General features: G+C 71.3%; 11 protein-coding genes. 6 read left to right on the plus strand and 5 right to left on the minus strand.

The window, feature by feature from the left end; translation table 11 throughout:
- Positions 1-217: 217 nt before the first annotated feature.
- Positions 218-1,423, plus strand: coding sequence for a lactonase family protein (locus AC5P09_RS45490; RefSeq protein ID WP_493879558.1), 1,206 nt, complete (start codon positions 218-220; stop codon positions 1,421-1,423).
- 88 nt (positions 1,424-1,511) lie between these two features.
- Here the strand turns inward: AC5P09_RS45490 and AC5P09_RS45495 are convergent, their stop codons facing one another.
- From AC5P09_RS45495 to AC5P09_RS45505, 3 genes are read right to left on the minus strand one after another with little or no spacing between them, the layout of a single operon-like run.
- Complete coding sequence (locus AC5P09_RS45495) at positions 1,512-2,558, minus strand: ABC transporter ATP-binding protein (protein ID WP_493879559.1); 1,047 nt, start codon at positions 2,556-2,558, stop codon at positions 1,512-1,514.
- Positions 2,555-4,156 (minus strand): ABC transporter permease, encoded by a 1,602-nt coding sequence (locus tag AC5P09_RS45500; RefSeq protein ID WP_493879560.1) that lies wholly within the window; start codon positions 4,154-4,156, stop codon positions 2,555-2,557. Before AC5P09_RS45500 ends, AC5P09_RS45495 begins: the two co-directional genes overlap by 4 nt.
- A gap of 34 nt (positions 4,157-4,190) precedes the next feature.
- Positions 4,191-5,237 (minus strand): iron ABC transporter substrate-binding protein, encoded by a 1,047-nt coding sequence (locus AC5P09_RS45505; RefSeq protein WP_493879561.1) that lies wholly within the window; start codon positions 5,235-5,237, stop codon positions 4,191-4,193.
- Positions 5,238-5,427: 190 nt separating this feature from the next.
- Here AC5P09_RS45505 and AC5P09_RS45510 point away from each other — a divergent pair, with 190 nt between their 5' ends.
- Entirely contained in the window at positions 5,428-8,016 is a 2,589-nt protein-coding gene (locus AC5P09_RS45510) for an AMP-binding protein (RefSeq protein WP_493879562.1), read from the plus strand.
- 73 nt (positions 8,017-8,089) lie between these two features.
- The gene (locus AC5P09_RS45515; RefSeq protein WP_493879563.1) at positions 8,090-8,533 is read left to right on the plus strand and encodes a hypothetical protein; all 444 of its coding nucleotides are present in this window, start codon (positions 8,090-8,092) and stop codon (positions 8,531-8,533) included.
- Between the two features lie 178 nt (positions 8,534-8,711).
- Here AC5P09_RS45515 and AC5P09_RS45520 read toward each other — a convergent pair whose 3' ends face one another.
- A complete protein-coding gene (locus tag AC5P09_RS45520; RefSeq protein WP_493879564.1) occupies positions 8,712-9,707 on the minus strand; it encodes a phosphotransferase enzyme family protein in 996 nt (331 codons plus the stop codon).
- A gap of 181 nt (positions 9,708-9,888) precedes the next feature.
- Between AC5P09_RS45520 and AC5P09_RS45525 the strand changes: the two genes are divergently transcribed.
- From AC5P09_RS45525 to AC5P09_RS45535, 3 genes are all read left to right on the plus strand, one after another.
- The gene (locus AC5P09_RS45525) at positions 9,889-10,140 is read left to right on the plus strand and encodes an ROK family protein (protein WP_493879565.1); all 252 of its coding nucleotides are present in this window, start codon (positions 9,889-9,891) and stop codon (positions 10,138-10,140) included.
- A gap of 107 nt (positions 10,141-10,247) precedes the next feature.
- Positions 10,248-10,463 carry a hypothetical protein gene (locus tag AC5P09_RS45530; protein ID WP_493879566.1) on the plus strand — a complete coding sequence of 72 codons (216 nt, stop codon included), beginning with the start codon at positions 10,248-10,250 and terminating at the stop codon, positions 10,461-10,463.
- Between the two features lie 1,001 nt (positions 10,464-11,464).
- Positions 11,465-11,731, plus strand: a complete 267-nt coding sequence (locus tag AC5P09_RS45535) for a hypothetical protein (RefSeq protein WP_493879567.1) — start codon at positions 11,465-11,467, stop codon at positions 11,729-11,731.
- Between the two features lie 384 nt (positions 11,732-12,115).
- On the opposite strand, the gene AC5P09_RS45540 is transcribed toward AC5P09_RS45535, so the two are convergent.
- On the minus strand, positions 12,116-13,051 hold the full coding sequence (locus tag AC5P09_RS45540; RefSeq protein WP_493879568.1) for an alpha/beta fold hydrolase: 936 nt from the start codon (positions 13,049-13,051) through the stop codon (positions 12,116-12,118).
- Positions 13,052-13,111: the final 60 nt, after the last annotated feature.

Here is a 13,111-nt window from a genome sequence, read left to right on the forward strand (position 1 = left end):
CCTTCCGTCCGGCACACCGAGAGCACGCACCGGACACCGCGGGCACCGCACAGGACTTTCGAAACACCCCCTAGCGGCCCGGGAAGAACCCGGAGGAGAGAAGACCTTACGAGAGCCTGACGCGACAGCCGAACCCCTCCGCCTCGCCGGCCCCATGAACAACTCTGGTGCTGCCCGTCACCGCCCGTGGTGGCGCGGAAGGTCCGAGGAGCAACGCATGAGCAGGCACACCAGGCGCAGGTCACCGCTACAGGTCCGGCTGACCGTCGCCGGAGCCGGGATCCTGGCCGCCGCGGCGGCTGTCACGACGGTGAACTTCGCCTCCGCCGGGGAGCCCCAGCGGTCCGGGCGTACGGCGAAGGCCGATCACGCGGTCTTCGTGCAGGGCAACGAGCTCGCCGGCAACACCATCCACGCCTTCGAGCGGGGCGACGACGGCGCGCTGACCGCCGCGGGCGACTACGCGACCGGCGGCAAGGGCGGTGACCAGGTCGACGCCCCCACCGACTCGCTCGCCTCCCAGGGCTCGCTCGTCTACGACGACAGGTCCGGGTTACTGCTGGCGGTCAACGCGGGCAGTGGCACCGTGACCTCGTTCCGGGTCGAGGGCCAGAAGTTGACGGATCGTCAAGTGGTGTCCTCGGGCGGCGACTTCCCCGCCTCGATCGCTGTGTCCGGCGGGCTGGCGTACGTCATGAACGCGGGCGGAGCAGGCAGCGTCCAGGGTTTCCGGATCACCGCGAAGGGTTTGGTGCCGCTTTCCGGCTCACATCGCTCGCTGGGCCTGGACAACGCGAAGGTGCCGCTGTTCAGCAGCTCGCCCGGCCAGGTCGCGTTCACCCCGGACGGCCGCGAACTGGTGGTCACCACCAAGTCCGCCAACACGATCGAGGTCTTCCCGATACGGCGCGACGGACGTCCCGCGCACCGGGCGGTGGTCAACGACTCGGCCGGTGGCGTGCCGTTCGCGATCACTTTCGATCGGTCCGGCCGGATGTTGGTGGCCGAGGCCGAGAAGTCCACGGTGAGCACCTACAAGGTGCGCGCCGACGGCCGCCTCAAGCTCGTCCAGAAGCCCCTGGCCAACGGCCAGGACACGCTGTGCTGGCTGGAACGCGCCGGCGACTTCTTCTACGGCGGCAACACCGGCAACTCCACCGTCACCGGCTACCGCACCGACGGGCAGGGCAGGCTCACGCTCACCAACGACGTCGGCATCGCGACGCCCCCGTCAGCCACGTCGCAGGGAGTCATCGACCTGGCCGTGACCGAGGACGAGAAGTTCCTGTACGTGCAGAACGCCGTCTCCGGTACGGTCGACGGCTTCCGCATCGGCCGGAACGGCTCCCTCACGAAGGTCACCACGGCCACCGGTCTGCCCACCTTTGCCGCTTCCGGCATGGAGGGCATCGCCGCGGTGTAAGGAAAGCGGCCACCGCGGCCGGACGCCCCGGACGTACGCGTCCGGGGCGTCACGCGCGTCCGCGCTTCCAGGATCCCCATACGAAGAGCTACGGGTGCAGCGTGACCTCGCCCGTCACGCGGATGCCGGTCTCCTGGCCGGGACCGACCGACAGCGGACCCGCGACACGGACGTCCACCGGGAAGTCGAGGCCCCGCACGGCGACGGTCACTTTTGCGTCGTGGCCGTAGAAACACACGTCGGTCACCGTGCCCCGCACCACCCCCGCGGCGTCCGCGTCGGTCAGTCGCAACTGCTCGGGACGGAGTACCACCGTGCCGGTGCGCCGCCCGTTCGGTGGTGAGGCCAACGCCACGGTGCCGAGCGGTGTGGTCGCCGTGGAGCCGCTGCTGGCGACCGTCCCCCGGAGGAGTACCGCGTCGCCCACGAAACCGGCGACCCAGGGATCCGCGGGGCGCCGGTAGAGCTCCTGTGGGGTGTCGCACTGGACGATCCGGCCCTCCCGTACGACGGCCACGAGGTCGGCGGTGGAGAGCGCCTCCTGCTGGTCGTGGGTGACCAGCAGCGCCGTGGCCCCGGTTGCCCGCAGGGCGGCGCGTACGTCCGCCCGCACTCCGGTGCGCAGGGCGCTGTCGAGGGCGTTGAAGGGTTCGTCGAGCAGGACGAGTGCGGGGCGGGGGGCGAGCGCCCTGGCCAGGGCGATGCGCTGCTGCTGTCCTCCGGACAGCTCGTGCGGCATGCGGTCGCCGTACCCGGCGAGCCCGACCAGGTCGAGCATCTCCTCCGTACGGCGGCGCCGCTCCCCGCGGTCGAGCCCGGTCAGGCCGAAGGCCACATTGCGGGCCACGCTCAGATGCGGGAAGAGCGCACCCTCCTGCGGGACGATCCCGACGCGGCGCCGCTCCGGGGGCAGATGGACGCCGGGGCCGGCCAGGGTGCGTCCGCCGACGATGACCGTGCCCGCGTCGGCGCGCAGGAACCCCGCGACGATGCGCAGCAGGGTGGTCTTGCCGCAGCCGGAGGGCCCGAGCACGGCGGCCAGCGAACCGCCCGGCACCGCGAGGTCCAGCCCTTGGAGGACGGGGGCTTCCGGGCCGTAGGACTTGGCCAGTTGCGCGATGTGGACGTCGTTCATGTGCGGTGCCTGCCCAGGAGGTAGGAGGGGACGGCGGCGAGCAGGATCAGCGCGGCGGCATAGGGGGCGGCGGCCGCGAAGGATCCGGTTCCCGTCTCGGTCCACAGGCGGGTGGCGAGCGTGTCCATGCCCGTGGGGCGCAGCAGAAGAGTGGCGGGCAGTTCCTTCATGCAGACGACGAAGGTGAGGGCGGCACCGGCCGCCACCCCTGGTGCGGCCAGCGGCACGGTCACCTCGCGCAGGACCCGCAGCGGTGACCTGCCGAGCGAGCGGGCCACGTCCTCCAGCACGGGCGGTGCCTGCAGGACGGCGGCCCGGGTGGCGGCCACCGCGACCGGCAGGAAGAGGACGGCGTACGCGCAGACCAGCAGCGGGAGTTGCTGGTAGAGCGGATAGGCGTAGCGGACCGCGAAGAAGACCAGGGAGAGCGCGACCGTGATGCCGGGCAGCGCGTGCCCCGCGTAGGCGGCCTGCTCCAGCAGCCGGGCGCCGCGCCCCCGGTGGCGTGCGGCGATGACTCCGACGGGCAGCGCGAGCAGTGTGGTGAGGGCGGCTCCGGCGGCGGCGACGCCGAACGTGGCCCGGGCGGCCTGGCCGAGAGCGCCGAGGTCCCAGGCCGCGGAGGAGCCGACGGTCAGCCAGTAGCCGAGGGTGCCGAGCGGGAGGGCGACGGCGGCGGCCGCCACCGTCGCGCACCAGGCGAGGGCGGGGATCCGCCAGCGTCCCAGCGGTACCGGGGCGGCGGGACGTGCCGTTCCGCCGCCGGTCCTCGCGTGTCCCGCGCGGCCCCGGGTGCGGGCCTCGGCGGCGACCAGCGCCACCGTCATCACCACCAGCACGACGCTGAGGGCGGCGGCCGGGGTGCGGTCGAAGGAGGCGCGGTAGGAGGTGTGGATGGCCCGGGTGAACGTGTCGTAGCGCATCAGCGAGACGGCGCCGAAGTCGGAGAGCACGTACAGCGCGACGAGCAGGGCCCCGCCGGCGGCGGCCGGGCGGAGCTGGGGGAGGGTGACCCGGAGGAAGGTGCGCAGGTGGCCGTGGCCGAGGGAGTGGGCGGCCTCCTCCTGTGCCGGGTCGATGCCGCGCAGCGCGGCGGCGACCGGTAGATGGACGTACGGAAAGCTCACCAGGGTCAGCGCGAGCGCGGCCCCGAGGAATCCCGAGGTCTCGGGTACGGCGGCGAGCCAGGTGAAGGCGGCGACATAGCTGGGCACGGCGAGCGGCAGGGTGGCCAGCACCGACCAGGCGCGGGCCCCCGGCAGGGCGGTGCGCACGGTCAGCCAGGCCAGCGAGATGCCCAGGACCAGGCAGGCCACCACGACGACCGCCGTCAGGCCGAGGCTGCGGCCGACGAGTTGGAGGGTGCGTTCGTCGGCGACGACATCCCAGGCGTAGCCCGGACCCCGTTCGAGGGCGCGGACGGCGAGGTAGCCGAGCGGCAGCAGGGCGAACAGGGCGGCGACGCAGGCGGGGACGAGCAGGACGAGCGGTGGCCGGCGGCCGGAGCCGGCGCGGTTCCCGCGGGTGGTGCGGACGCGTCGGCGCCCTGCCGGAGCGGGTGCTTCGGCAGGGCGTGGCGCGGATCGGGCTGTGGTCACGTTGCGCTCACGGTTTCCGTCGGGACCCCGGTCCTCAGACCAGCCCGACGTCCTGGAGCATGGCCAGTGTCTCCTGGAGTGACTCCAGCTTGCCGAGGTCGATGTCGGGGGCGTTGAGTGAGTCGAACGGCGGCAGGCCCTCGACGCTGCTGGTGACACCCGCGGCCAGCGGGTACTCCTTCGTCTTGTCGGCGAAGTAGGTCTGCGCCTCCTCGGACAGCAGGTAGTCGACGGCCTTCTGGGCGGTCGCGGTCTGGCCGCCGTCCTTCAGGATGCCGACGCCGGCCACGTTGATCAGCGCGCCGGGGTCCTTGCCGGGCAGGAAGTGGAGCTTGGCGTCGACCTTGTCCTCGCCCTTCTCGGCGACCCGCTCGTACCAGTAGTAGTGGTTGACCAGACCGAGGGAGACCTCGCCGGACTCGACGGCGTCCAGGGTGGCGAGGTTGTGGGCGTACGTCTTGCCGTTGGCCTTCAGGTCCTTGAGCCACTCGCGGGTGGCGTCGTCGCCGTCCAGCACACGCATGCCGGTGACGAAGGCCTGGAAGGAGGCGTTGGTGGGCGCGAAGCCGACCTTGCCCTTCCACTCGGGCTTCACCACGTCGTGGACGCTGTCCGGGACCTCGTCCTCGGCGACCTGGTCCGGGTTGTACGCGATGACGCGCACGCGACCCGACAGCCCCACCCAGTCGCCGGCGCCGCCGCGGTAGGCCGGGTTCACCTCGTCGAGACTCGACTGCGGCAGCTTCGCCAGCATGCCCTCCTTGGAGAGGGCGCCGAGCGCGCCCGCGTCCTGCGAGAAGAACAGCCCGGCCTTGGTGCGGTCGCCCTCCTCCAGGATCTGCGCGGCCAGTTCGGCGCTGTCGCCGTACCGCACCTCGACCTTGCTGCCCACGGCCTTCTCCAGCTTGTCCAGGATCGGCTTGACCAGCTTCTCGTTGCGCCCGGAGTAGATGACGAGGGCCGAGTCGCCGCCGTCCGCGGAGCCGCCCTTGTCGTTGTCGGAGCCGCAGGCGGCGAGGGCGGGGAGAAGCAGGCCGGCCGTGACGAGCGCGGTGATCCGGCGAGCCGAGGGGCGTCGCATGAGGTGTGCCTTCCTGCGTGGCCCGCCGATACGCCGCGGGTCGCGTCGTCGGTCAGCGAGCGGCGGAACGAAGCTTTTCAGCCAACTGTGAACATGCTATGAATAAGGTAAAGCTTGCCTAACCGTCAAGGGACCTGTGCTAATTGCGGACGTGCCGCAGAAAGGTCGCACGCCCGTGATAGACCCTTTCGTGGCCTTTTCGCCCCCGTCCGCCGTCCCGAAGACGCGCACCACGGTGCCCTTCCCACGACCACCCGTACGGCGGCACGGTGTGCCGCTCGCACGGGACCTCGCGTCGTACGGCGACCGCACCGCACTCATCACGCCACAGGGCGAGGTCAGCTACCGCGCACTCGCCGAACGGGTCGCCGCCACCGCCGAACGCCTCGGCCCCGCACGCCGCCTGGTCCTGCTGGCCGGGGCGAACCGCGCCGACGCCCTGGTCGTCCACCTCGCGGCCCTCTCGGCCGGCCACCCCGTCCTGCTCGTCCCCGGCGACAGCGCCGGCACCATCGACGCCCTGAGCGCCGCGTACGACCCGGATGTGGTCGCGCGGCCGGACGGCCACGGCACCTGGACGCTGGACGAACGGCGGCCCCAGAGCAGCGCCCACACCCTGCACCCGGACCTGGCGCTGCTGCTCAGCACCTCCGGTTCGACGGGCTCGCCCAAGCTGGTCCGGCTCTCCGCCGAGAACCTCCAGGCCAACGCCGAGTCCATCGCCACGTACCTCGGCATCCGCGACACCGACCGCGCTGCCACGACCCTGCCCCCGCACTACTGCTACGGCCTGTCCGTCATCCACAGCCATCTGCTGCGCGGCGCCGGACTGATCCTCACCGAACGGTCGGTGGCCGACGCCGACTTCTGGGAGGAGTTCCGCGCCGCCCGCGGCACCTCGCTCGCCGGGGTGCCGTACACCTTCGACCTCCTCGACCGGGTCGGCTTCGAGCGCATGCGCCTGCCCCACCTGCGGTACGTCACCCAGGCCGGGGGCCGCCTGGCGCCCGAACGGGTCGCCCACTACGCCGAGTCGGGTCGCCGCGCGGGCTGGGAACTGTTCGTGATGTACGGGCAGACCGAGGCGACGGCCCGCATGGCGTATCTGCCTCCGGCCCTCGCCGCCGAGCGCCCGCAGGCCGTCGGAGTGCCGATCCCCGGAGGCTCCTTCCGGATCGGACCGGTGGACGGCATCGACGAGCCGGACACCGGCGAACTGGTCTACTCGGGCCCGAACGTCATGCTCGGCTACGCCGAGAGCGCGGCGGACCTCGCACGGGGACGGACCGTCGAGGAACTGCACACCGGAGACATCGCCCGCCGGGCCCCCGACGGGTTGTACGAGATCGTGGGGCGCCGCAGCCGGTTCGCCAAGATCCTGGGACTGCGGATAGACCCGCAGCGCGTCGAGGCGATCCTGGGGGAGCACGGCATACGCGCGTCCTGCGCAGGCGACGACGACGCGCTGGCCGTGCTCGCGATCCGCGCCGAGGGCGTCGACGCGGCACGCATCCGGCGTCTGGTGGCGGACAGTTGTGGTCTGCCGCCCCGCGCGATTCACGCACGGACGGTCCCCGAGCTCCCGCGGCTCGCCTCGGGCAAGCCCGACTACGAGGCCGTACGGCGACTGGCGCGCGAGTCGCAGGCGCCGACCCGACCCGGCACGTCCACCGACGACCTCCGCACCCTCTACGCCGAGATCCTCGACCGCACCGACGTCACCGAGGACAGCAGCTTCGTCAGCCTGGGCGGCGACTCACTCTCCTACGTCGAGATGTCCCTGCGGCTCGAGCAGGCGCTGGGCGTGCTCCCCACCGACTGGCACACCACACCGATCCGGGAGCTGCACGCCCTTGACGCGACGCGGCGCCCGGCCGGGGGCCCCGGCCGAAAGCGAGGGCTGCGACGCACCCTGGACACCGGAATAGCCCTGCGCGCGATCGGCATCGTCCTGATCGTGGGTTCGCACATCCCCGTGTTCGCCGTCCAGGGCGGCGCCCACGTACTTCTCGGTGTCGCCGGCTTCAACTTCGCCCGCTTCCACCTCACCGGACACGAACGTCGGGACCGCCTGCGCAGGCTGTGGCGCAGCATCGCGCGCATCGCCGTACCGAGCATCGTGTGGATCACCCTCGTGCTGCTGCTGACCCGCGAATACGACCTGGCCAACATCGTGCTGGCCAACAGCCTCTTCGCACAGGACAACTCGGACCCGGAGTGGCGGTACTGGTTCGTCGAGGCACTGGTCTACTTCCTGACCGGCCTCGCGGTGCTGCTGGCGGTCCCGCTGCTCGACCGCGCGGAGCGGCGCAGCCCGTTCGGCTTCGCCCTGGTGTTGGTCGCCGTGGGACTGGTCGGGCGCTACGACCCCTGGGGCCTGGCACACATCCGTCACCACCTGAGCCCCACCGTCGTCTTCTTCCTGTTCGCACTGGGCTGGGCGGCGGCGCGCGCCCGCACGACGGCGCACCGGCTGCTGTTGACCGCCGTCCTGCTGATCACCGTGCCGGGCCTGTTCCCCGGCGGCCAGCCCCTACGGACCTCGATCGTCGTGGGCGGCCTGTTGTTGGTGCTGTGGATCCCGACCCTGCCCAGCATGGACCCGCTCAACCGGCTCGCGGGCATCCTGGCGGGCAGCTCGCTGTACATCTACCTGACGCACTTCCATGTCTATCCCTACCTGCGGGACGACTCCCCGGTTCTGGCTCTGCTGGTCTCCCTGGCGTTCGGCGTGACGTACGGGGCAGCGGCCACACGTCTGACCCGCAGACTGTTGTGACGGGTGCGCCGGCTGCGCTGCGCGTGAGGACTGAACGAGGAACCGATCTTTCCCCCGCGGTGTCTGGGCAGGCATGGCCGGCTTTCTGTTCCTGACTCTGACCTTTGCGCCGTTCCTGGCGCCCTGTGTGTCCGTGATCGCCGTCGCGGCGCTCGCCCGGCGGGCCTGCACGCGGCTACCGGGCAGCGGGTGGCACCTGCCGAGCGCCACGACGTGCGCGCTGGTCGCGGTCATGGCGGGCGCGGCGGCGTTCGGCGCGTACGCGTGGGGTCTGATGTCGGGGTTCTACATCCTGGACCCGGACCAACTGTGTGCGGCGCGGGGCCTGCAGGGCGATCACATCGTGACGCGGGAGACGCTGCCGGTCAGTGCGCAGTGCGTCACGTCGGAGGGCGTGGGAAGCGAGCTGGTGCCGGGCTGGGTGAATCCCGTGATCTTCATCGGGCTCACACTGTTCGTGCTCGCCCTCGCGACGGGAAGCCTCGCAGGAGTGCGCCGACGCCTTTCCGTGGGGTAAGGCGTGCGAGGTCGCCCGGGGCGCGGCAGCGGAGGGCGGGCGGCCATCCGGAACCAGCAGCTACCTGCGCTGGGAACTCGGCCGCGTCAAAAGTGCACTTGGCGAGCTCGCCGGCCTCTGGAACGAGCAGGACCAGCGGCGGCGGGAGCCGGCTCGGAGCGACTCCCCAGCGGATCCTTCAGCCCACCTGCCGGCCGATGTCGATCACGAGTTGCCGGTGTGTGCGGGCCATGTCGGTCAGATCGTTGCGCAGCTCGGACAGCCATTCCGGTTCGTGCCGGGCGGGTTCGCCCAGCGCCCGGGTGATGCGTACGAGAGAAGCCGCGGCATGCAGGCCGGCGAACAGCGGCAGGCGCCCCACCTCCTCGTCGTCGATCGGGCGCACGCTACGGTATCCATCGAGAAAGGCGTCGAACCGCGCCCGGTGCCCGGTCGCGGGCCGGCCGGTGTGGTCGGTCAGGTCGCGTACCGCATAGGCGATATCGGCGGCGTACCAGGAGAGGGCGGCCTCGTCGAAGTCGTAGGCGGTCGGCCGGCCGTCTTCCCAGGCCATGTTGTCCAGTTCGAAGTCGCCGTGCACTACGCCCCAGCGGTCCTGGCAACGTGGCAAGTCGCTCATCATGGCGGTGAGCCTCGCCGTCGCCTCGGCCAACGCGGTGTCGTCGGGGAACAGTTCGCCGATCTCCGGAAGTTCGCCGAAGGATTCGGGCAGCCCGGCATCAAGTCCGGCGGCATCGCGGTGAAGACGTGCCAATGCCTGCCCCCAGTGCAAGGCTTGTGATGCGGTGAGTTCGCTGACGTCGATTTCCTCGCCGGGCGCCGGATCGACCACCATGGCGTGCATGGCGCCGAGCCCGGTCGCCACGGTCATGGTCAGGGCCCCGCACTCGGCGGCGACCGGCCGCACCACCGCCGAGCCGCTGTCGCTGAGCCGTGCCATCAGCTCGGCCACCGCGGTCAGGGGCTTCGGCCCACGATACGAGCCGGGCACGAACCGCAGATAGCGCCGTCGGCCGTTGTCCGGGAGCACGAACACATGCGAGGCGCTGGAGCGCCACCACCTGGCAGTGCCGGCCGGGTAACCCCACCGGGCGGCGACCTGGTCGGCGATCGGGCTGTCCCATGCTTCGGACACGGTCCGCTTCAGTCGATCGATCTCAGTCAAGGGCATCATCGCGAGTCAGCCTTGATCATGCAGCCGACAGCCACAAGCCGATTTCGGCACCGGCCGGGCCAGGTGCCATCTGTCCGCGCCAGTACGACCACGCCGCTGTGCGCGCCTGCATCGGCCCTGGTCGACGGTTACTTCGCAGGTCGGGGCAGTTCCTTGGCGCGCGGCGTGGCCGACCGGAGGGATGTCCGGCTGGGACGGCTATCCGGTCGCCGAATGGCTCAGTATGCAATTCCGCGCCCCCGCTGTGGTGGACAACGACGCCAACCTGATGGCCCTCGGCGAGGCCTGCCAGGACCAGGTCGACACCCCGCTGCTGTGCATCAAGATCGCCACGGGTGTCGAGCCGGAACCGTCACCGCGGTCGGCGAGGTGTTCCGCGGCGCCGACGGAGCCGTCGGCGACATCGGCCCATCCGGGCCGTCGGCGGCGGTGACGCCCTGTGCGGCTGCGGCAACGTCGGCTGGGTGAGCGCGCTCGCAAGTACACCGCCCGTACCTCGGCCACCCCTGTCTCGACCGATGGCGCGGCCGGGAGGCCGAGTTGGCCGGCGACTCCCAGGCCCGTCAGGCATACCAGAACGACGTGGCACGAGCGGCGATTCCACCCCTGCCGACCCGGGCGGGCGAGGCCGTCGACCTCATCACCGACCTTCCTTCCGCGGCCGTCCTCGTCACCACGCCGGCTGCCCAAGCCGACGATGCGCTGACCTGGGCCGGAAGGCGACGACCGAACAACCGGCCACCAGCCCACGGCTGACGCCGTCGAGCCGAGAGCGGTCACCCTGGCGTCTTGTGCAACCAAGGCGGGGTCCCGGTTGTCATCAACTCAACTCCGTGAAAGGGGGAGCGGATGGGGGCTGTGCGGATCCTTCTGCCACTGCCTCGGATGCTGGCACGGGCCGGCGTCGGGGTGGGTGGGCCGGTGCTCGGGGCCGCGTTGCTGCGGTGCCTCACTCCGGGGCTGTTCCTGGCATGGCAACGGCCGCCGGCGCGACGGCTCGCACGGAGTGAGGAGGCTGTCACGGTGTACCGCGCTCTCGTCCTTCGTGGAGGCCCTCGCCGGCGCAACTGTGACGGCCTGGCGCGTGCCCTGGTGCAGTACGCCGACGCGCTGTGTCCGAGCGACCGGAACGGGGACGCGCTCGCCGCGGCCGACGAGTCCCTGGCCGTCGTCGGCGCCCGGATGACCCAGACGCAGACCGCCTACGCCCTGCGCGTGCGTACGTTGGTCCTGGCAGAGTTGGGCCGACTCGACGAGGCTCTGGAGACGGCCTGGCAGTGCGTGGAGGCCTACCGGGATGCAGTGCCCAGGGGCAGGGACAAGTCACTGGGAAGTTTCGTCGGCGCGCTGCGTATTCGTGTGGGGATCACCACGAGCGCTCGGTGCCCGGCGGGCGTTGGACGGGCTGGACGTTGCTGCCCGGGCCGGCGCCGCGGTCCATGGCGGTGGTGCGGTAGCCGACGTTCATACAGGCTTGCGTGCGCGCGGGTTGGCGGCGGTGCCAGGACGGTCAGCAGCAGACCGAGCGTGTCGCACCCCAGATGGCTGATCCGTTTGCCCGCGTCTGTGCCCTGGTCATTCAGGGGCACGTTGGCAGAGGTCTTGATGGTGGGGAGTCCCGTACGGGGGCCGAGGGTTCGCTGTCGCGTCCCGCAGCCTCGCGAAGGACGACGTAGCCGGAGGCTTTCAGCTGGGTCGCACCTTCGAGGGCATGCAACGGTCAGCGATTGTCAGTGGCGGGTGCGAGCCTGAAGGGCATGGATGAGCTGGAGTTCATGCGCGGCCGCGTCTATGGTGCCGACCATGACGATGCCGGGCCCCGGTCCGGCCACGTGTACGTGGAACTGGTTGGCGGGCCGCTGGACGGTCTGCTGCTGGACATCACGGGCAGGCCCGAGAGCGAGTTGCGCGGGGGCGTGGCGCTGGCGACGGAGATAGGTGCCTGCGGGCCGGGCGGCCGCGCCCTGTACGCCCCTCGTGCTGCGGACGGCCGACACTTCGACTGGCGCGGCGACATGCCTTGATCATGCCGGTCCAGCACATGCTCGGGGTCGGGCAGGGGCGAGGGCCCGAAGCCGGGCGATCGTCGCGATGCTGTACCAACGCGCGCCCGCCGGCCAGGTCACGCGCCGACCTGGGACTGCTCTCGGGTCGGCCGCCTCCTGCTATTGAGGGCAGCCGCCGGAGCATTGGATGGTGATCGTGCCGTCCCGATGGTCGACTGCGGTGTGGGTGGTGGCGGGCTGGCGGCCGGCTTCCCAAGGCATGGGCGCTGCCGCAGCGAGGGGGGCGAGGCCGCCGGCGGCTGCCGCGGGTACCGGCCGACTGCCCTGTTGCGACCGGCCTGGACGTTGATTTTCCGTCGCACACCGGGAGTTCAACCTGACACGACCGAACAGGCGTCAGCGTCACGCGGTCAGGTCGCGGGAGTCGACGTCCTCCATGAAGCTCAGCATCCGGGCGTTGAGCAGGTCGGGGTGGTCGATCGCAGGGCCGTGGCCGGTGTCGGCGAAGATCTCGGCGCGGGCGCCGGGGATCAGGCGCGGCACGCGCTCCTGTTGCCGCTTCGGGTGCACGAGCAGGCTTCGCTTGCCAAGGACGAGGTAGAGCGGGGTGCGGATGGCGCCCAGTTCGTCTTCCGTCAGAGGCAGCGGCGCGGGGCGGCGTATCCGGAAGGCCCGACGGCTCGCCTGGATCCATGCGCGCAACTCAGGAACGACGAGCACCGGCTGTTCCAGCCAGGATGCGAGACGCGGGCGCAGCGCCTTGGGGGCGAAGGTCGCGAAGAGGCTGACGAAGATCCAGACGAAGAAGCGCAGGCCCACCTTCTCCAAGCCGCCGGGGTCGAGCAGGGTGACCGAGGCGAGCCTTTCGGGCTTGCGGTGCGACTGGTTGAGCGCCAGCCAGCCGCCGTAGGAGGAACCGACGAGATGCACTCGGTCGAGGGCGAGGGCGTCGAGCGCCTCGTCGAGCCACTGAGCCGCGCGCTCCGGCTGCCACATCGGTTCGCGCTGGACGCTGCGGCCGGGGTCGCCCGGGGTGTCGAGCGCGTACACGGGGCGTTCGGCACTGAGACCGGGAGTGTTGGGGTACCACTGGGCGGAGCAGCCTCCGGCGCCGTGGATCAGGACGATCGGCGTACGGGATTCACCGGCGGGGTCCGCGGGGCCGTAGCGGTAGACGTGTGTGGTGCCGAAGCTCGTCTCCACGTCCGTCTCGAAGCGGGCGGGCTCGCCCATTGCGTAGAGGGCGTCGCAGGCGGCGAAGTAGCGGTCGCGGAACGTGTCGTTGACGTAGCGGCCGACGTCGCGTCGCGGGCGGCTTCGGGTCGTGTTCTCGGGCACGGAGGCACCTCCGGGGAGATCCGTTCTTCGTGATACGACCGTACCATGGTGCTGATACGG

Source organism: Streptomyces sp. a15, assembly GCF_059026085.1.

Coding starts and splice junctions, on each gene's coding strand:
- AC5P09_RS45490 (WP_493879558.1), top strand. CDS start 218: ATGAGCAGGCACACCAGGCGCAGGTCACCGCTACAGGTCCGGCTGACC.
- AC5P09_RS45495 (WP_493879559.1), bottom strand. CDS start 2,558: ATGAACGACGTCCACATCGCGCAACTGGCCAAGTCCTACGGCCCGGAA.
- AC5P09_RS45505 (WP_493879561.1), bottom strand. CDS start 5,237: ATGCGACGCCCCTCGGCTCGCCGGATCACCGCGCTCGTCACGGCCGGC.
- AC5P09_RS45515 (WP_493879563.1), top strand. CDS start 8,090: ATGGCCGGCTTTCTGTTCCTGACTCTGACCTTTGCGCCGTTCCTGGCG.
- AC5P09_RS45520 (WP_493879564.1), bottom strand. CDS start 9,707: ATGATGCCCTTGACTGAGATCGATCGACTGAAGCGGACCGTGTCCGAA.
- AC5P09_RS45525 (WP_493879565.1), top strand. CDS start 9,889: ATGTCCGGCTGGGACGGCTATCCGGTCGCCGAATGGCTCAGTATGCAA.
- AC5P09_RS45535 (WP_493879567.1), top strand. CDS start 11,465: ATGGATGAGCTGGAGTTCATGCGCGGCCGCGTCTATGGTGCCGACCAT.